Consider the following 19,406-nt stretch of genomic DNA (forward strand, 5'->3'; position numbering starts at 1 on the left):
TTCTCTTTTAATTATATTATTCTCTTTACTTCATAATAGTTTTGTGGTATAATATTAAAGACATTATGAAGTCGGGAGATGATTCGGATGTATGTTAGAACCGTAAAAAACAATCAAGGGAAAGAATACTTAAGAATAGTAGAAAGTTACCGTGAAAACGGTAAGAATAAACAAAAGATTATCGCTAATTTGGGTAGAATCGATACTATCAGTAGAAAAGAAGTGGAAAATATTGTTGATAAACTCATACATATATTCGATATAAAAGGTTATGTGAATTTGAATAGTGTCGAGGAAGCACCTGATAAGAAGAATTATGGGGCAAAGGTAATAGTGGATAGATTGTTTGAAAGGTATGAGATGAATAAGTTCTTTGAAAAGATGGATAAAAAGATAAGGTTCAATGTGGAAGATATGTTGAAAATAATGGTTATGAACAGAATAATAGAACCGAAAAGCAAGTTGGGAATATTCAAAGAATTAGATTATTACGGATTCAAAAGAATAGATGAGGCAGAGACAGACGAAGAAGGGATAGCCTTACAATGGCTGTACAGGACGCTAGATGTGTTAGCGCAGAAGAAAGAAGAGTTAGAGAAACATCTGTACAGTCAAAGGATAAGTTTATTCAATTCTGTAGTAGATTTAGTGTTTTACGATGTGACGACGTTAGCCTTTGAGACACAACAAACGAACGAGTTACTGCAAATGGGGTATTCCAAAGATAAGAAGTTCAACGAATCACAGGTGGTTTTAGGGATGTCGATAGATAGGGATAGGATGCCGGTTAGTTTTGATATATATCCAGGTAACACGTTTGAAGGACATACGTTCAAAGATACGATAGAGGCGATGAAAAAGAGGTATCAGTTGGGAAAGGTAATAGTGGTTAGTGATAGGGGGATGATGAGTAGAACCAATATGGAAATAGTAGAGAATTCCGATTACGAATTCATAGTTGGTAAATCGATAAAACAGTTAAAAAAGGTGGATATATTCGGTGGAGGATTCACTGAAATATCAAAAGGGATTGAATACAGAGAAATAGAATACGAGGGCAAAAGATTACTCATAATACATTCAAAGGAAAGGGCAGAAAAAGATAGAAAAGACGAAAAATATGACGGATACTATGGAATAATAACCAACACACAGTTGAATCCAAAACAGATATTAGAGCAATACCATACCTTGTGGAAAGTGGAAGAAAGCTTCAGAACACTAAAGAACTACCTTGAAACAAGACCGATATTCCATTGGACACAGAAAAGGATAAAGGGACACATAGTGATGAGTTTCGTATCTTACATAATGCAGAGAACACTTGAATTAGAACTTGAGAGAAACAATATAGAATACTCACACGAAAAGATAAGAGAAGCGATTAAAAACATGGAATACATAGATATTAAAACCAACGAACAACATTTTGCCATTAGGACTAACATGAATGTTTTAGCTCAGAAGATATTTAAGATACTTAATATACCAATTCCAAAAGTGGTAACCCCATATGAGGAATTCATAGAGAAACTGAAACTACAGGACCAAAATGAAGAAATTAAAGGATCAGAAAGGAGCAAAGCGAAAACGTAAGTCTAAAACACCGATAAACAAAGGAAAAGAAAGGCATGTAGTGACACTTTTGAAAAACAGAGAAAGCAAAAAACGCTTTTTTGCAGTTATTCATACCTGTTTTAGAATCCTTACGTTTTTGTAACTGTCAAACTCAGGAAGAAATACAATCAACATATATGTGGATTTCAAAAAAGGTGCAAAGTTCGAATAAAACGATAAATATTACAGTGCATACGATACGGTTCAAAGGATATGTCGGTACCTTTCAAAGCTGGAGCAAGAAAACATTTCCCAAAAGCAAAGATAATATTTGACAAATTCCATGTACTTAATGTATTAAGTGTCCAACTTGATAAAGTGAGAGCCAGTTTTCTGTTTTTCTTTATTGCCCTTGGTAAACTTAATTTAACTCCAGCTTAATTACCCACTATTTTCGCGATAGAACCACTTTCTATTTTTTAGAATAATAAAACGGTATTTCATATTCAAAGTTCTTCTCTTAAAATTAATGTACCATTTTCAATAGAGAAGAACTTCTTTTCGAGTAAAAAACTTTTCCCCGATTTAAAAATATTATATATTATAATTTTACTGAAACTATTCAAAGGAGAGATAACCTCATGATCGCTGTAATTGGTAGCAGTAACATGGATATTGTATTCAACGTTGAACACTTTACACTTCCAGGAGAAACCCAAAAAGCCCTTTCGTTAGATTTTTATTTTGGTGGTAAAGGTGCGAATCAAGCCGTTGCAGCCGCTAAATTATCTGAAAAGCCTGTTTGCTTTTGTAGCTGCATCGGTGATGACGAGTATGGGAATCAAATTTCTCAAAACTTTAAAAGGTATAAAATAGAAGGTTATTACGCGCAAAAGAATGAAAAAACAGGTAGAGCTTATATAGAGGTTGATAAAAATGGCGAGAATAGAATAATTATCTTCTCAGGTGCCAACGATAAGGTGGATAAGGAGAAAATAGATAAGTTTTTTGATGAATATGGCGATGAAATAGATATTTGCTTACTACAGAATGAAATTCCCCTGCAAAGCGTTGAGTACGCTATTTCTAAGTTAAAAGAAAAAGGAATAACTATTATTTATGATCCTGCCCCTGTTGGAAGTACAAAGATAAAAAGTTTAAAAGATATAGATTTTTTAACTCCCAACGATAAAGAGTTTATGTTCCTTTGTGAAAGAGAAAGGAAAACAGCCTCACGGCAGATAAGGATAGATTTCAACGAAAACAACCTCGATAAATCAATGCTTGAATTTAAAAGAATTAGTAAGGTAAAAAATTTAATTGTAAAGATGGGAGACAAAGGCGTTATATACATTGACGAAGAAGAAAACTTAGAGAAAATTGAGCCCCTAAAAGTTAACCCAGTTGATAGCACCGGAGCAGGAGACATCTTTAATGGTGCTCTAGCGGTAGCTTTTTCAAAAACAAATGATTTACAGAAAAGCCTTAATTTTGCCAATACCGCTGCCGCAATTTCTGTTGAAAGAAAAGGAGCCCAGTCTTCAATCCCTAAAAGGAAAGAAGTATTAAAGCGCTTGTCATGAATTATTACTATACAACTGATGTAAAACGCCGTTTTTTCTTAAAGGAACGAATAGTTTATACATGAAAATTAGTGCAGCTGTATAAAACACTGAGCTAATTAAAAACAAGAAAGTATAACCATTGGGTAATATACTTACGATTCCAAATATGAATGCAGCCAAAGACCTTGTCAAAAAATTGGCAGCGTTCCTAAGACTATATATCGATGTGACTCTATTCTTTGGAAGTGCACTCAAAACAGAGGATGTTTCCACAGGGTTGGTCATATTCATAAAAGTGAATCTCAAAGCGTAAATACCAACAAAAATAAAAGGGTTTCGGATAAAACCTAAACTTATAATCAATGGAATAACTAACCCATTTAAAATAAAGGTATATTTAAAAGGACCGAATTTTTTACCAAGTACTGGTGAAAGGGCAGAGCCAGCAGCGGCGCCAAATTGTGCAATTGACAGAGATATACCTATCAAGGAAGGGGACATGTTGAATAAATCTTTGTATATAATATTTCCAAAATTAACAAACAATCCCGCTCCAAAGGATATCGCCGCTGTTCTTAAAAGATAGTACTTCAAAATGTATTTTTCTTCTTTGTTGTATTGGGAAAAGTCTAAAACTTTTTGAAGGGTGATTCTTTTATCTCTAACGCTTTCGGGTAAATTTTTTAACAATATGGGTGATATGGCATAGCATATTCCTGTTATGTAAAGAGTCAACCTTAAACCCAAATATTCCCCCATAAAGCCACCTACGAAATTCCCTAAAACACCGCTAGCCATAAAAATAGCAAAATTGTATCCAAAAGCAGCCCCTCGGATTGAACTATCTGTAACATCCATCAGGTATGAATCCAAGAGTAATCTTCTAGAGGCCATGAATCCACCGTTCAAGAATCCAAAAATTAATAAAATATTTTTATATGGAAAAGTGCTTCTTATCAGCAATAGAATACCAAACCCTATGGCACATATAATGATCATTTTTTTCTTTCCGATTCTATCCCCAAGGATCCCTACTAAAATCCCAATGATAGCAGCACCAAGCATTTCAAAAGAGGTCATTCGACCAATGAACTGATTTGTATACCCCAAATCTCTTAAAAATAAATTAAAAACAACCCTATAAATTGCCCAAAAAGAGCTACTTATGGACGAAAAAATAAGCAAATTAATAACTTTTCGTGTCAGTTTACTCACCTCAATATAGTTAGCTTGTCTAACTATATTGTACCACCATTTTTTAGACTCTTTTTGGAATTTGCATTAAATTTCTTTTAAAAGCAAGATATGTTACTATCCGCCCTTGGTTCGGTTCCCCCTATCAGCACACCATCCTTTGTTCTATATATAAATTGTCCCCTTCCAAAATTAGAGGAATTTAATGAAACTTCTATTTGATGACCTTTATCTATTAAAGACTCAAGGATATACTTTGGAAATTCTTTTTCTACCATAATTTCCTTGCCTTTCACCCATTGCCATCTTGGAGCATCCAAGGCTGCCTGAGGATTTAAATGAAAATCGATAAAATTATTAAGGAATTGTAAATGGCCTTGTGGTTGCATGTACCCTCCCATAACTCCAAAAGGTCCTATCGCTTTGTTCTCTTTTGTTATAAAGCCGGGTATAATGGTATGGTATGGCCTTTTTAATGGTTTTAAACAGTTGTGATCCTCTTCATTCAGAGAAAAGCTCGTTCCTCGATTTTGAAGACTTATCCCTGTATTCGGAACCACTATTCCAGAACCAAATCCCATATAGTTACTTTGAATGAAAGAGACCATATTTCCATCTTTATCCGCAGTTGCAAAGTAAACCGTTCCTCCAGAATAGGGATCTCCTGCTTTTGGTAATAGTGCATATTCACCAATAAGATTCCTTCGTTGGTTTGCATATTCTTCTGATAAAAGCGATTCTACTGATATTTTCATCTCTTCTATATCCGTAATATATTTTAAACCATCGCTAAAAGCTAACTTTAGAGCTTCTATTTGTTTGTGGTAACTTTCTGGATCTTCTTTACATCTCATTTCAAAGCCTTTTAGTATGTTCAAAGCCATCAAAACAATTATACCCTGCCCATTTGGTGGTAATTCCCATACGTCGAATCCTCTGTAATTTACACTAAGTGGTTCTACCCATATAGGTTCAAAACTTTCTAAATCTTCTTGGCAAAAATAACCTCCTGTCTTTTTTGAAAAACTGACTATCTTCTGGGCCAGTTCTCCGAAATAAAAACTTTTTGCCTTTGTCTGGGCAATCGATTCCAATGTCTTTGCATGATGAGTAGATTTCCAAATTTCTCCAATATCAGGTGCGTTTCCATTTGGGGCAAATACTTCAAACCAGGATTTAAAAATTTCTCCCTTCAACTCTTTTTTATACCTTTTAAAAGCGTTCTGCCATGACTTTGCCGTCACGGGAGGAACGGGAAAACCTTCACTTGCATATTTGATGGATGGTTCTAACAATCTTTCAAAAGGAAGAACACCAAATCTATCAGACAAAGTTGCCCAAGCAGCTGGAGCGCCAGGAACAGTTACCGATTCCCAACCATACGGAGGTATTTTTTCAAACCCTTTTTCTTTCATTATTTCTAAGGTAAGATTTTTTGGAGAGTATCCACTGGAATTCAATCCATATAGTTTACCGTCTTTGTAAAGTATAGCGAAGGCATCGCTACCTATACCATTGGAAGTCGGTTCCAAAACCGTCAAACTTGCTGCCACTGCAACAGCTGCATCAATCGCGTTCCCACCTTTTTTTAAAATTTCGATACCTATCTCAGAAGCTAATGGATTTGTTGTTGCCACCATCCCGTTTTTTGCATAAATAGGGATCCTTTTTGATGGATAAACAAATTTTAATGGATCAAACATTCGAATTACTCCCTTCTTTTAATCTAATTTTAAGGAATGTAATCTATTATATCATTGAAATCGAATAAATTAAAGGGGCGTAGATATAAGTTTTCATAAATAGTACAATGGGTTATTTCAGGAGGTGACGTAATTATGATAAAAGCTACAAAATTCACTAGCATATTATTAATTTTTCTATTGTTTGTTTTTTCATCTTTTGCAAGTAATACGTCTTACAGTAGATTTACCGATTTGGATAATTTGTCTTTAGTTTCTTCTACACACGGTAATCTCAATTTAATGGAATTGATTGGCGAGATGGAAGTGGATCAAAATGAAAAACCCAAGGTTACCATAGGGGTTTATCATTTAGCTTCTACTGATGATTACACTATAAAAATTAAAGAATTGAATGATTTAAACTATAACCAAGATTACAGTTCGACTTTTAATTCGATGGCAAGTACATCCCATAACCGATCCAAAAATCTTTCTGACAAATTTATCAAATCAGATCCAAACGTCAAAAATAAAAATTATAAAAACGATTACTCTTATAAAAATGATTTGGTAAACAAGTTTGCTCAAAATAACAGTAGGTTAGATTACATAGTTTCTCTTAATCTTTTAAAACAAAGTACGCCAGATTTCATCGAAATTCAACAAAATGTATTTATTTTTTCATAGAAATAAAAATTAAGTATGATACAATGAAAACAGGATATTAGTTAGTTTTTATTGTCATAATTTCTACAAAATCTCAGAGAGGAGGGAACAAAGATGAAAAAGGTTTTCGCAACGTTGTTGGTAGGTATGTTGGCTGTATTTAGTTTCGCTGCGTTTGAAGTTACAGGTGGTTATGTGAATACATCGTTAGTGGCTACTGATGTAACTGGGGTGACAGATGTAACGATGCAAGGGATTAGTGTCGGCGCAAATTACCTGTATGATGGATTAGGTGTAGAAGGTGGAGCGTTGTTAGTCGGCGGTTCTTTTGATTATTATTTTCCAGCAGAATTTGTTAATAACGATGTCACACCTACAGATGAGATAGCTCAAATGAGCTTAGGAGTCAACGCTGGTTACAGACAGAGCTTAAATGCTTTTTTGCCAGACTTACCATTCGGAATGTATGTACAAGGCTTGTTTAACTATTCCTTCGGATTAGGTGACGATAAGGTTGTAGCAAGCAGTTTGGGTTTCGGTGGTGGAGCTGGAGCAAGCTTTGCAGTTCAAAACCTCGACATGAACGTAGGTGCAGATGTTTTATTTGAAAAGCCAACATTAGCTGATGACTACGAAGATGTTTATAAAAGCGAGTTCCAGTTAAGACCAAAATTCAAAGTTTACGCAGGCATACAATTCTAATTTAAAAGTAAACATAGAAAACTAAAAACCTCCGTGCAGGAGGTTTTTTATTTGTACCCAATATGTGGAATGGTAAGATCGTTCCGCCACCGGTGCACGTTTACAATTTTAGTAAGTGTATCCATAAATTATAATAAAAACACCGTGAAATAAAATACAATAAAGTATTCCTTTTTCCATAAAAATATATTATAATAATAATAATAATAATAATAATAAAATCCTTATTGAAAAGACATTTGATATATTGAACATAAGCAATGTACCAGAATAAAACAATTTTTAATATTTGTTTAATATTTAATCGTTAAGATAATGCTATAATGAATCTTGAAAAACAGAACTGGGGGTTTGACTCGAAGATGCAAAAAGCAGCGGTTCACTTAATAGACATAACGCTCATATTCATTATGAACGCCTTCATATTGAACCTACCATTAACCATCTCAACAATCTCATCTCTCATAATATACCTTGGGATATACTCCTTCAGAACATACGACACAGAAACGATGAAAAGTTACACAGAATCTTTAATAAAAACCACTGTTGGAACTCTTGTGAGTTTCATTGTTATACTAATTATCTACTTCTTCCTAAGTAAGTACTTCAACAGATACTTTTTCCTTACCAACCTATTGTACACAATAACCCTCTTGCCAATAATACACAAAATAGAATACAATATCTACGAAAAACACATGCCTGTAAAAAACTACCTTGTAATAGGCAGAAAAGAAGAAATAGGCCACATAATGGAAGAAATCTCAGAAAAAACGCTCAATAAAATAAAGTTCACCCAATACATAAACCCAAACCCAGTAACTCTCGATGAAATAATAAAACAAAACGCACAAAACACATTAACCCAAACGCTCCACGGCATAGTAATAACAGACCCAGAATTAGAAGAAAGGGTAAAGCCACAGATACAAAACTACAAAGCAGAAGGCTTAGAGATTCAATACTTGCCGAACATGGTAGAAGAACACCTAAAACGTATACCAATAGAAGTAGCTCAAAAATTCAAAGAATATTACGAGGTGGTGTTTCAAAACGTTCAACCATCTCCATCACAAAAGATAATTGACAAATTCTTTGGAACTATACTTTTAATATTATTCTCTCCATTTATGTTAATAATAAGCTTAGCTATACTAATCGAAGACGGCAAACCCATTATTTACAAACAAAAAAGAATGGGAAAAGACGAGCAAATATTCATTATCAACAAATTTAGATCTTTAAAAGAAGCAGAAATAGACCCAAACGATCCAAACAAAGATATAGAAAAACGTGTCTTAAAAAGTGGAAAAATACTAAGAAAGTTAAGACTCGACGAACTACCCCAATTTTGGAATATAATAAAAGGGGATATGTCTATTGTGGGTCCCAGGCCAGAAATGCTGGAGTTTCATAACATTATGTCAAACCAAATTTCTTTCTACAATTACAGACTTAAACTAAACCCAGGAATAACAGGCTGGGCACAGATACACTACAAACACACATCAACCCTCGAAGACTACATAAAAAAAACAGAGTACGATCTGTATTACATAAAAAACCAGAATATCCTTCTGGACATTAAAATAATGCTTAAAACAGTTGAAACAATGTTAGGAATGAGGGGGACAAGGTGAAAAAGGTATACATTATCAATCAGTATTATTCCCCTTTTTTTGCGGCTACCGGCCAATTATTAAAAGAGTTGGCTGAATATTTAGCAGAAAGAAACCACAGTATAGAGATAATAACAGGTACTAATGGAAGTAAAAAACTACAAAAAAAAGAATTAATAAATAACGTTGTAGTCCATCGATTAAAAAATAGCAAAGATGGAGTAAATATAAAGACAAAATTGTTTTCATACCTTACTTTTTACTGGAAATTATTTTGGTTTTTATTGTTTAAAACAGAAAAAAATAGTATAGTTCTAACTTTATCATCACCCCCGTTAATTAGTTTTATTCCTGTAATGCTTAAAAACATTAAAAAATATAAACTTGTTTATAATATACAAGATTTATATCCCGATATTTTAGAAAGAATGGATAAAAAAAATAAAAATAAATTTTTCTACATTATCTCAAAGAAGATTTCTCAAAAAATAATTAATGGTGCTGATATAATCGTGGTAATAGGGAGTTGTATGGAAAGGACATTAAAGGAAGAATACAAAGTTAACGAAAATAAATTGACCATAATTGAAAATTGGGCTCTAAAAGAAATAGAAGAATATAAAAATGAGAAGGTTCTAAAAGATAACAATCATTTCAACATTCTCTATTCAGGAAATATGGGAAGAGGGCATGAACATGAAACTATCTTAAAATGCATAGAAAAGCTAAATAATGATGAAGCACATGGTGTTTTTTTTGAATTTGTAGGTGGAGGATACAACTATAATTTATTAAAAAGTAAAGTTGGCAAATATGAATTTGTGCACTTTAAATCTTATGTTGAAAAAGAAAAATTACCAGAAGTTATATCTTCAGCAGATGTATGTTTGGTAATAGGGTCTAAAGAACTTGAGGGAATTATTGTGCCAAGTAAATTTTATGGGATAGTTGCTGCAGGAAAACCCGTTATTTATATTAATTCTGGAAATGACACTATTTCTGAACACATAAGGAAAGGGCAGTTGGGGTTTAATATAAGTAATGGAGATTATGAGAAACTTTACGAATTAATAAAATATTTATCAGATAATAAAAATTACTTACAAGAGTTAGAAAAAAATGCTAAGAAATATTACTATGAAAACTTACGTAGAATCTTATCTTTAGAAAAATACGAAAAATTATTCAAAGAACTGGAGGAACCCAAATGAAAACCGCACTTATCACAGGAATAACTGGACAAGACGGAAGCTATTTAGCAGAATATCTGCTTGAAAAAGGATATACAGTTCATGGGATAATAAGAAGATCCTCTTCTTTCAACACTAAAAGAATAGATAAAATATACCAGGATCCCCATGAAAAAAATAGAAGATTAATACTATACTATGGAGATTCAACTGATTCCACAAATTTGATAAGAATCATGAAAGAAGTTGAACCCGATGAAGTATACAATTTAGCTGCACAAAGCCACGTTAAGGTCTCTTTTGAATCGCCAGAATACACGGCGGAAACGGTAGCTTTAGGTACACTAAAGATTCTTGAAGCTATTAAACTATTAGGTTTGGAAAAAAAGACAAAATTCTATCAAGCAAGCACATCTGAACTATATGGAGAAGTGCAAGAAATACCACAAACAGAGAAAACACCTTTTTATCCAAGAAGCCCATATGCTGCAGCAAAATTATACGCCTATTGGATAACCATAAATTACAGGGAAGCATATGGATTACACGCTTCTAACGGAATACTTTTTAACCACGAATCACCAAGAAGAGGAGAAACCTTCGTCACAAGGAAAATTACAAGGGCAGCAACAAGAATTCTTGTTGGAAGACAACAAAAGTTATACTTAGGAAATTTGTCAGCCAAAAGGGATTGGGGTTATGCACCTGATTACATAAAAGCCATGTGGTTGATGCTTCAGCAAGATGAACCAGATGACTATGTCATAGCCACTGGAGAAACATACAGTGTAAGAGAATTCTGTGAAGAAACCTTTAATAACTTAGGAGTTAGCATAAGATGGAAAGGTGAAGGAATCAATGAAAAAGGAATAGTAGACAGTTTAAACAGAGAAAAACTCGAACAAGTGCTTGGTGGTATCAAAATACCACTAAAAGTAGGGGATACAATAATAGAAGTCGATCCAGTATATTTTAGACCTACTGAAGTTAATTTGTTAGTTGGTGACCCAACAAAGGCAAGAGAAAAACTAAAGTGGGAACCACAAGTGAAATTCAAAGAACTTGTAAAAATAATGGTAGAAAACGATCTAAACCTTGCATTGAAAGAAAATCAAAGAAACGAATGGATAAAAGAATAGAAAATATTTGAAAGGAGTTCTTTTTAATGAACAAAGACAGTAAGATATACTTAGCTGGACACACAGGGCTAGTAGGCTCAGCTATATACAGAAAGTTGAAAAATGAAGGATACACGAATATAATAACAAGAACACACAAAGAGTTAGACTTAACAAAACAACAACAAACACAAGAGTTCTTTCAAAAAGAAAGGCCAGAGTATGTATTTTTAGCAGCAGCAAAGGTTGGAGGAATAAAAGCAAACGACACATATCCAGCAGATTTTGCTTACATCAACATAATGATAGAAAGCAATGTAATCAAAGCATCATATGACTATGGGGTAAAGAAATTACTCTTTCTAGGAAGTTCATGTATATATCCAAAACTATGCCCACAACCAATAAAGGAAGAATATCTACTCACAGGACCTCTAGAGCCAACAAACGAGGCGTATGCAATAGCAAAGATAGCGGGATTAAAAATGTGCCACTACTTCAACAAACAATACGGAACTAACTTCATAAGCGTAATGCCAACAAATTTATATGGCCCAAACGACAACTTTAATTTGGAAACATCCCACGCATTAGCAGCGATACTAAGAAAATTCCATGAAGCAAAAATCAGCAACAAACCATACGTTGAGGTATGGGGAACTGGGAATCCAAGAAGAGAGTTCCTCTATGTAGACGATTTGGCAGATGCTGTATTACACCTTATGAACAACTACGATGGAAATGAACCAATAAACATAGGAACAGGAAAAGACTTAACGATAAAAGAACTTGCACAATTGGTAAAAGAAATTGTGGGATACGAAGGAGAAATAAGATTCGACACAACCAAACCCGATGGAACTCCAAGAAAGTTCTTAGATGTAACAAGATTGCATAACACTGGATGGAGACATAAGATAGAATTGAAAGAAGGGTTAGAACTTACATATCAGTGGTTTAAGGAGAATTGGGGAAAAATTTGAGTTCATCCTCCACTAAAAAAAGCGAATTTTTTCAAATATGCAAGAAGTTATATGCCTTCCTCTTGTTTGGATTTAGCTAAGGGAAAATTGTGAAGGAATGACTCAGATATTAAAGATAATAAACTTTTAGAAGTTAGAAGGTGATGATAAATTATTTCATACGATTCAAGAGGAAAAAATTCTAATAAACTTTACTTTCTATTAATTGTTTGTATTATTCTTTTTTATCCTATAAATTATGCCATATTAATGGATTTTTTTAGGCCTATTGATATATTATCCATTATTTTGATTATTTTTACTTTGAAGAAATGGAAATTGGACATTACTGAATTATTTTTTTGGATAACTATTTTCGTTCTGATTTTTTTTAATTCTTTTTTAGGGTTACAGGTGACAAACTCATTCGATTTAAAAAATGGTTTAGGATTTTTATATAAATTCTTTTTCATTTACGCATTTAAGAATTCATTGTTTACCATAAAACCAGATAAAAAACAATTAAAAATAATATACAATTTATGGTATGCTGTTTATTATATCTTAATGATATGGGTATTTATTTATATTTATTTGGTATCAAATAAACTATTAGCTGGTTCATTGAGACCTTCTTTCCCTTTCTCTAACGATTACCAATATAGTGACGCTCACTTATACTCTAATTATTTATCCTTGAGTTTTATTTTTTTCCATTTAACTAGAAATTTTTTCAAATTTCCTAAAATTATTAGATTAATCGAATTAATTTTAATTTTCCCGTCCATTTTTCTAACGGGCTCAAGAAATGGTTTGCTGCTAATATTATTAAGTTTACCCGCAATAATTATCTTAAATTTTAAAAATATGAGATATTTATCTAAAGAATTACTATATTTTGGGGCAGTGTTTATAATTTCATTTATTTTATTTTTAAATATTTCTGGTGATACAAGTCTTCTTATAACAAGAACTCTTTCTTTTTCTGTGGATGAAAGCGTTCTTGGAAGAGTAACAAAATTTCAAACAGCGGTACAAGAAGCTTCTAATTCAATTTATTTATTCGGTGTTGGTTTGTTTTCTAAGCAAGGTATATGGTATGATGGAATACATTCGCAGATCATTGCAACAGGTGGATTAATATCTTTATTAATTTTTTTTCTGTTGTTTTTATATTATTGGAGAAAAAATGTAAACTCTTTTAGAAGAAAAAAAATTTATTATTTATTTTCTGTACTCCTTTTTTTATACTTTATAAGCAACCTAATTACAGAATTTGCATTGGTAAGCAGAAGTTTAATACCTTTTTTGTTTTATGTTTTTATCTTAATTAATATTGAAAAGTTAGAGGATAAAATGAAATATTCCGAAAGTGAAATTCAAAGAACTTGTAAAAATAATGGTAGAAAACGATCTAAACCTTGCCTTGAAAGAAAATCAAAGAAACGAATGGATAAAAGAGTAGAAAATATTTGAAAGGGGTTCTTTTTAATGAACAAAGACAGTAAGATATACTTAGCTGGACACACAGGGCTAGTAGGCTCAGCCATATACAGAAAGTTGAAAAATGAAGGATATACAAATATAATAACAAGAACACACAAAGAATTAGACTTAACAAACCAGCAACAAACACAAGAGTTCTTTCAAAAAGAAAGACCTGAATATGTATTTTTAGCTGCAGCAAAGGTTGGAGGAATAAAAGCAAACGACACATATCCAGCAGATTTTGCTTACATCAACATAATGATAGAAAGCAATGTAATCAAAGCATCATATGACTATGGAGTAAAGAAATTACTCTTTCTTGGAAGTTCATGTATATATCCAAAACTATGTCCACAACCAATAAAGGAAGAATACCTACTCACAGGACCTTTAGAGCCAACAAACGAGGCGTATGCAATAGCAAAAATAGCAGGATTAAAAATGTGCCAATACTTCAATAAACAATACAGGACTAACTTCATAAGCGTAATGCCAACAAATTTGTATGGCCCAAACGACAACTTTGATTTAGAAACATCCCATGCATTAGCAGCGATACTGAGAAAATTCCATGAAGCAAAAATAAACAGCAAGCCCTACGTTGAGGTATGGGGAACAGGAAATCCAAGAAGGGAGTTCCTGCATGTAGACGATTTGGCAGATGGTGTATTACATCTAATGAACAACTACGATGGAAATGATCCAGTAAACATAGGAACAGGGAAAGATTTAACGATAAAAGAACTTGCACAATTGGTAAAAGAAATTGTGGGATACGAAGGAGAAATAAGATTCGACACAAACAAACCCGATGGAACACCAAGGAAACTCTTAGATGTAACAAGGTTACACAATACTGGGTGGAGACATAAGATAGAATTGAGAAAAGGGTTAGAACTTACATACCAGTGGTTTAAGGAGAATTGGGGGAGAAAACGTTGAAAATTTCTTTTTTAATACCTGTTAAAAATGAAGAAAAATTTATTTATGAATGTTTAAATTCTATAAAAAAATATGTTATTGATTATGAAATTATAGTAGTAAATGATCATTCCACTGATAATACTGTAGATAAAATATTAAAATTTATAAATGAATCTGATAATAATAACATTTATTTATATAATAATAAAGGTAATGGGAAATTGAACGCTTTAAATTTAGCTTTTAGTAAATCTACAGGAAATTTTATAAAACTTATCGGTGGAGATGATGTATTAGGAAAAGATTTTAAAGATATAGAATTGGATACGAATACTACTTATTGTCATGATGTAATAGTTACTGATGAAAACTTAAATAAAAAATTTATAATAAAAACAACTGCAGATTTTTTAAATTCATCTTTTGAAGAAAGTATTTATAATTTAAAAAGTATAGGATCAGGTAATTGGATAATTCCTAGAAGTGTTGCAAAAAAAATATTTCCTATTCCTATAGAATTAATTTTTGAAGATGTTTGGATTTCTAATATGATAAAAAGATATTCAAAAATAATGAAAATCGAAGGAGAACTTTATTTCTATAGACAAAATGATGATCAAACATATGGAGTTTATAATATGAGCAAAGAAAAGATCGAATATCTATATAGTCGAAATTGCGAAATGTTAAAAGGATTATTAAATAATTTGGAGCGATTTAGTTTTGATTTTAATATATCAAGATTTTCCTCAACAAGAGAATATTTTATCTTACTGTCAGAAAAAAAAATATCTATAATTAAGATTTTAAAATCGAAAAACATTACAAATTTAATGAAAATTAAAATTATACTATTAAAAAAATTTACTAAACTTTATCCCTTTATTTTAAGAGTTTGGTATTTACTTAAACGATGATTATATGGATTTTTTATTTATCAATTTATTAGTTTTTTTATATTTTATATCTTTTAGTAAGTGCAGTGTTCTTTAAAGTTTTAAATAAATATAAGAAAAGCTGATTACAATTTAGGAGTAGGTTCAGCAACGCATGCCCAAATGACGGCTAAAACAATGATAGAATTTGAAAAGGTTGTATTAAAAGAACATCCGGATATTATATTAGTGTATGGGGACACAAATACTACATTAGCAGGATCAATAGTTGGAGCAAAATTAAAGATCCCTATTGCACACGTGGAAGCAGGGATAAGGCAAGAACCAAAAGACATGCCTGAAGAGATAAATAGAGTATTAACGGACCATATATCAAAATACTTATTTTGCCCTTCTGAACTAGCTGTAAATAACTTAAAAAAAGAAGGTATCACTGAAGGAGTGTATTTCACAGGAGATATAATGTACGATCTCTTTTTAAAGATGAAGCCATATTTCAAAGAAGATATTATCGACGAATTGAGTTTAGAAGAAAATAAATACATAGTCACTACGATTCATAGGGATTTCAACACAGACAGTAAAGAAAAACTAGAGAGTATTTTGAAAGAGTTAGACAAAATAACAAAAGAAATAAAGGTTGTTTTTCCCATACATCCAAGAACCAAAAAGAGAATAGATGAATTCAAACTTAATGAATACACAAAAGATATCTTACTGATAGAACCTCTTGATTATTTAAGTATGATGGGATTGGTACAAAAGAGCCTTCTTGTAATAACAGACAGTGGAGGGTTGCAAAAAGAAGCATACTTTGCAGGGAAAAGAGCAATAGTTGTTATGCCAGATACAGGTTGGAGAGAGTTAACACAAGCAGGTTGGAATGTACTAAGTGAACCTGATGAAATCAAAAATAAGATGGATTATATAATGAGCAACGAAATATCTTCAAATGTAGAAAATATATATGGAGACGGAAACACAGGGGAAAAGTTAGTAAAATTACTATCCATTTGACAAATACCAAAATAGTTGCTATAATCTTTTTATATTGTTCAAAAATTGAACAAAGGAGTCGAATATTATGCAAGATAATGAGATACTCATTTTAGAAGAATTAGAAAAGAATTCTAATATAACTCAAAGAGGCCTTTCAGAAAAAACAGGGTTGTCCTTGGGAATGGTGAATAGACTTTTAAAAAAGTTCATCAAAAAAGGGTTTGTTAAATTAGAAAGGTTGAATGGCAAGAGTTTCAGGTACATATTAACGCCCGAAGGATTCGAAGAAAAGAGTAAAAAGACAATAGAGTACATGAAGATATATTATAGAAGAACGTTGTTGATAAAACAAAACATAGAAAGAATAGTACAAACATATGGAGGAAATAGAACTTACGTTCTATTTGGGAAAGATAAAGAGATTAAGGAAATAATAGAAGGAATATTGAAAGAGTTGAGAGTTAAATACATAACAGAAAACGATATTGAAAAAATAGAAAGTACAAATGTTGTATTATACTGGAATGTTGAGGATAATGAAAAACTTGAAGGTTTGAAGTGTGAGTTTTTGATGCTTTCCTAATTTTCAATATTTAAATCGTAATTACATTTGGAGTTGATAAATAGTGAAGGTATTGTTCCTGACGAATTTGTTGCCATCTCCTCATAATCCTACAGGTGGAATTTTTATAACAAATAGGCTTAAAACTCTACAAAGTTTTAATATGAATTTCGATATTTATGGTATTACTTATAAGGATACTTTTGGCGTAAAACTTTTAAAGAAGATTCTTTCTAGCACAAATGGAAATGTTACTGATTCATTTTACGAAGTTAATGGTGTAAAATACAAATATGCAACTTTATGTAGAAATGTAATCGACATTTTTAATTGGAGAGTATTAAAGAAAAATAATCAAATTGAAAATTCAAAAGAAATTGTAAATAAGCTATTTGATAAAATCAAGGGCGAAGGATTCGACATAATTCACGCACATGGGATGTACAAACCACCAGCGGGATTAATTGCTAAAGTATTGTCTGAAAAGTTAAATATTCCATATGTAGTTACATGCCATGGTAGTGATATAAACTTAGCGATGCCTAAGGCAAAAGAATTGTACGTAGATGTTTTAGAAAATGCTGCAAAGGTTATCTTTGTGAGTAATGCGTTATTGAACAAAGCTAAATCATTTGGGTATGCTGGTGAGAATTCTGTTGTTATTCCCAACGGGATTGAACCAGATATCTTTAAACCTTTTGATAAAGGAAAGACAAAAAAAGAATTGGGGTTATCTAAAAAGGTTGTTGGGTTTGTGGGTGGATTGAAGGAAGTAAAAAGGGCAGATAAATTGCCCGAAATTTTTTCTTACATTTCTTCAATCTACGATGCTGAATTTTTAGTGGTAGGAGATGGTGAGTTAAGAAAAGGCATTGAAAATGAGTGTAAGAAAAGAAGGTTGCAGGTTAAATTTGTTGGTCGTGTTTCTCATGAAGACGTACCTTATTATATGAATGTTATGGATGTAATGATACTTCCAAGTAGGAATGAAGGATGGCCGTGTGTTGTATTGGAAGCACAGGGATGTGGGGTGGCTGTTGTTGGTAGCAGTAACGGGGGTATACCCGAGGCAATCGGAGATGGAGGAATAGTCGTCGAGGAAGAGGAAGATTTTGAAAAAAGGTTTGCTGAATCGGTTGTAAAGTTGTTAGAAAATCCAATTGATGAAAGTTATTTAAGAAAAAGGGCTTTGGGTTTTTCGTGGGAGAATATTGTAGCAAGAGAAATAGAAGTATATAAGGAAGTCTTAAATTAAAGATTAAAATGAAGGAGTTTCTTATGGGAGAATATCCTTTAATCTCGATAATCGTTCCTTTTTATAATTCTGGTAAATTAATTGCCAACAGTGTAAATAGTTTAAAGAAACAAAAAGAAAAAAATTTTGAAGTAATATTTATCAACGATGGCTCTCGGGATAACTCAAGGGATATTTTAAGGGAATTATTAGAGGATTGTAATTTCACATATAGGTTCATAGATAAAGAAAATGAAGGAGTAAGCATTGCAAGAAATTTGGGTATAAAAGAAGCAAAGGGGAATTATATAATTTTTTTAGACGCAGATGATGCTATACATGAGGATTTGATAAAAGAATTAAACAAAAAGCTAAAGGATAGTGAACCTTTTGACATAGTATATTGGGGTTGGGATAAGGTAGATCCAAGTGGAAAGGTAATAGGTAAATACGAAGACCATTATGAATACATAAAAAATAGCAATTCTTTCATAAAAGATTATATGCTACACAACTTCTGGATTTGGACTGGAAGCGCTATGTACAACAAAGACTTTTTAATTAATAATAACATATTTTTCCTAAAAAAAGTATTTTTTGCTGAAGATGTGAATTTTATATTTAAAGCTTTATTAAAGGCTAATCATATTACTTGTATTGAAAAAAGTTTGAGCTATTATTTTTTTCACGGTCAATCCATCTCAAAGAATTTTAACTTTAAAAGAGTACATACGATAAAAGCAATCTATTTATTGGAAATTTTATTAAAAGACGGTACAGAAGAAAAAGAAATATTTATAAATGAATTTAAACCTGAATTTTATTGGAATATGATCAATGGCTTGTTATTGTTCGATAAAAATGATGAAAAAACAAAAGACATAGTTATTAGGCTGATAAAAAATAACTTTATAAGAAAAGAATTAAAAAAATATAAATTTAAATCACTTAAGGGCAAGATAAGAAAAATGATAATATTGTATTTTCCATCTATGTATATTTCTATTTTCAAATAACTCAGTGAATTATATAGTAAAAATAT

General features: G+C 31.9%; 17 protein-coding genes and 1 pseudogene. 16 read left to right on the forward strand and 2 right to left on the reverse strand.

Features of this window, described 5'->3' with window-relative positions; translation table 11 throughout:
- Nucleotides 1–87: 87 nt before the first annotated feature.
- The 3 genes from ACW9JY_RS02795 (at nucleotide 88) to ACW9JY_RS02805 (ending at nucleotide 3,140) form a co-directional block, all read left to right on the forward strand.
- Nucleotides 88–1,596 carry an IS1634 family transposase gene (locus tag ACW9JY_RS02795; RefSeq protein ID WP_457283356.1) on the forward strand — a complete coding sequence of 503 codons (1,509 nt, stop codon included), beginning with the start codon at nucleotides 88–90 and terminating at the stop codon, nucleotides 1,594–1,596.
- Nucleotides 1,597–1,809: 213 nt separating this feature from the next.
- Complete coding sequence (locus ACW9JY_RS02800; protein ID WP_457283357.1) at nucleotides 1,810–1,998, forward strand: transposase; 189 nt, start codon at nucleotides 1,810–1,812, stop codon at nucleotides 1,996–1,998.
- A gap of 200 nt (nucleotides 1,999–2,198) precedes the next feature.
- Nucleotides 2,199–3,140 (forward strand): ribokinase, encoded by a 942-nt coding sequence (locus tag ACW9JY_RS02805; protein ID WP_457283303.1) that lies wholly within the window; start codon nucleotides 2,199–2,201, stop codon nucleotides 3,138–3,140.
- Here ACW9JY_RS02805 and ACW9JY_RS02810 read toward each other — a convergent pair.
- Together ACW9JY_RS02810 and ACW9JY_RS02815 are read right to left on the reverse strand one after the other, a co-directional pair.
- The gene (locus ACW9JY_RS02810; protein ID WP_457283304.1) at nucleotides 3,135–4,337 is read right to left on the reverse strand and encodes an MFS transporter; all 1,203 of its coding nucleotides are present in this window, start codon (nucleotides 4,335–4,337) and stop codon (nucleotides 3,135–3,137) included. The genes ACW9JY_RS02805 and ACW9JY_RS02810 overlap by 6 nt on opposite strands.
- Before the next feature lie 77 nt (nucleotides 4,338–4,414).
- Nucleotides 4,415–6,019: a gamma-glutamyltransferase family protein gene (locus tag ACW9JY_RS02815; RefSeq protein ID WP_457283305.1), complete on the reverse strand. Its 1,605-nt coding sequence runs from the start codon at nucleotides 6,017–6,019 to the stop codon at nucleotides 4,415–4,417.
- A gap of 135 nt (nucleotides 6,020–6,154) precedes the next feature.
- Here ACW9JY_RS02815 and ACW9JY_RS02820 point away from each other — a divergent pair, with 135 nt between their 5' ends.
- The 13 genes and pseudogenes from ACW9JY_RS02820 (at nucleotide 6,155) to ACW9JY_RS02880 (ending at nucleotide 19,380) form a co-directional block, all read left to right on the forward strand.
- The gene (locus tag ACW9JY_RS02820) at nucleotides 6,155–6,688 is read left to right on the forward strand and encodes a hypothetical protein (protein WP_457283306.1); all 534 of its coding nucleotides are present in this window, start codon (nucleotides 6,155–6,157) and stop codon (nucleotides 6,686–6,688) included.
- Between the two features lie 93 nt (nucleotides 6,689–6,781).
- The gene (locus ACW9JY_RS02825; RefSeq protein WP_457283307.1) at nucleotides 6,782–7,369 is read left to right on the forward strand and encodes an outer membrane beta-barrel protein; all 588 of its coding nucleotides are present in this window, start codon (nucleotides 6,782–6,784) and stop codon (nucleotides 7,367–7,369) included.
- A 323-nt stretch (nucleotides 7,370–7,692) separates the two neighbouring features.
- Entirely contained in the window at nucleotides 7,693–9,012 is a 1,320-nt protein-coding gene (locus ACW9JY_RS02830; RefSeq protein ID WP_457283308.1) for an exopolysaccharide biosynthesis polyprenyl glycosylphosphotransferase, read from the forward strand.
- A gap of 68 nt (nucleotides 9,013–9,080) precedes the next feature.
- Nucleotides 9,081–10,202, forward strand: coding sequence for a glycosyltransferase family 4 protein (locus ACW9JY_RS02835; RefSeq protein ID WP_457283309.1), 1,122 nt, complete (start codon nucleotides 9,081–9,083; stop codon nucleotides 10,200–10,202).
- On the forward strand, nucleotides 10,199–11,320 hold the full coding sequence (gene gmd / locus ACW9JY_RS02840; RefSeq protein WP_457283310.1) for a GDP-mannose 4,6-dehydratase: 1,122 nt from the start codon (nucleotides 10,199–10,201) through the stop codon (nucleotides 11,318–11,320). The genes ACW9JY_RS02835 and gmd overlap by 4 nt, the downstream gene beginning before the upstream one ends.
- Nucleotides 11,321–11,346: 26 nt before the next feature.
- Complete coding sequence (fcl, locus tag ACW9JY_RS02845) at nucleotides 11,347–12,282, forward strand: GDP-L-fucose synthase (protein ID WP_457283311.1); 936 nt, start codon at nucleotides 11,347–11,349, stop codon at nucleotides 12,280–12,282.
- Between the two features lie 846 nt (nucleotides 12,283–13,128).
- Nucleotides 13,129–13,737: a hypothetical protein gene (locus ACW9JY_RS02850; RefSeq protein WP_457283312.1), complete on the forward strand. Its 609-nt coding sequence runs from the start codon at nucleotides 13,129–13,131 to the stop codon at nucleotides 13,735–13,737.
- Between the two features lie 15 nt (nucleotides 13,738–13,752).
- Nucleotides 13,753–14,691 (forward strand): GDP-L-fucose synthase family protein, encoded by a 939-nt coding sequence (locus ACW9JY_RS02855; protein WP_457283313.1) that lies wholly within the window; start codon nucleotides 13,753–13,755, stop codon nucleotides 14,689–14,691.
- Nucleotides 14,688–15,590: a glycosyltransferase family 2 protein gene (locus ACW9JY_RS02860; RefSeq protein WP_457283314.1), complete on the forward strand. Its 903-nt coding sequence runs from the start codon at nucleotides 14,688–14,690 to the stop codon at nucleotides 15,588–15,590. The genes ACW9JY_RS02855 and ACW9JY_RS02860 overlap by 4 nt, the downstream gene beginning before the upstream one ends.
- Before the next feature lie 84 nt (nucleotides 15,591–15,674).
- A pseudogene (gene wecB / locus ACW9JY_RS02865) lies at nucleotides 15,675–16,586 on the forward strand (non-hydrolyzing UDP-N-acetylglucosamine 2-epimerase); the annotation flags it as partial.
- A gap of 67 nt (nucleotides 16,587–16,653) precedes the next feature.
- On the forward strand, nucleotides 16,654–17,151 hold the full coding sequence (locus ACW9JY_RS02870) for a winged helix-turn-helix transcriptional regulator (protein ID WP_457283315.1): 498 nt from the start codon (nucleotides 16,654–16,656) through the stop codon (nucleotides 17,149–17,151).
- A gap of 43 nt (nucleotides 17,152–17,194) precedes the next feature.
- Nucleotides 17,195–18,385, forward strand: coding sequence for a glycosyltransferase (locus tag ACW9JY_RS02875; protein WP_457283316.1), 1,191 nt, complete (start codon nucleotides 17,195–17,197; stop codon nucleotides 18,383–18,385).
- A gap of 8 nt (nucleotides 18,386–18,393) precedes the next feature.
- Nucleotides 18,394–19,380 carry a glycosyltransferase gene (locus ACW9JY_RS02880; RefSeq protein WP_457283317.1) on the forward strand — a complete coding sequence of 329 codons (987 nt, stop codon included), beginning with the start codon at nucleotides 18,394–18,396 and terminating at the stop codon, nucleotides 19,378–19,380.
- Nucleotides 19,381–19,406: the final 26 nt, after the last annotated feature.

This window comes from Petrotoga sp. DB-2 (assembly GCF_054051725.1).

Coding starts and splice junctions, on each gene's coding strand:
- ACW9JY_RS02795 (WP_457283356.1), top strand. CDS start 88: ATGTATGTTAGAACCGTAAAAAACAATCAAGGGAAAGAATACTTAAGA.
- ACW9JY_RS02805 (WP_457283303.1), top strand. CDS start 2,199: ATGATCGCTGTAATTGGTAGCAGTAACATGGATATTGTATTCAACGTT.
- ACW9JY_RS02815 (WP_457283305.1), bottom strand. CDS start 6,019: ATGTTTGATCCATTAAAATTTGTTTATCCATCAAAAAGGATCCCTATT.
- ACW9JY_RS02820 (WP_457283306.1), top strand. CDS start 6,155: ATGATAAAAGCTACAAAATTCACTAGCATATTATTAATTTTTCTATTG.
- ACW9JY_RS02825 (WP_457283307.1), top strand. CDS start 6,782: ATGAAAAAGGTTTTCGCAACGTTGTTGGTAGGTATGTTGGCTGTATTT.
- ACW9JY_RS02830 (WP_457283308.1), top strand. CDS start 7,693: ATGAATCTTGAAAAACAGAACTGGGGGTTTGACTCGAAGATGCAAAAA.
- gmd (WP_457283310.1), top strand. CDS start 10,199: ATGAAAACCGCACTTATCACAGGAATAACTGGACAAGACGGAAGCTAT.
- fcl (WP_457283311.1), top strand. CDS start 11,347: ATGAACAAAGACAGTAAGATATACTTAGCTGGACACACAGGGCTAGTA.
- ACW9JY_RS02850 (WP_457283312.1), top strand. CDS start 13,129: ATGAGATATTTATCTAAAGAATTACTATATTTTGGGGCAGTGTTTATA.
- ACW9JY_RS02855 (WP_457283313.1), top strand. CDS start 13,753: ATGAACAAAGACAGTAAGATATACTTAGCTGGACACACAGGGCTAGTA.
- ACW9JY_RS02870 (WP_457283315.1), top strand. CDS start 16,654: ATGCAAGATAATGAGATACTCATTTTAGAAGAATTAGAAAAGAATTCT.
- ACW9JY_RS02880 (WP_457283317.1), top strand. CDS start 18,394: ATGAAGGAGTTTCTTATGGGAGAATATCCTTTAATCTCGATAATCGTT.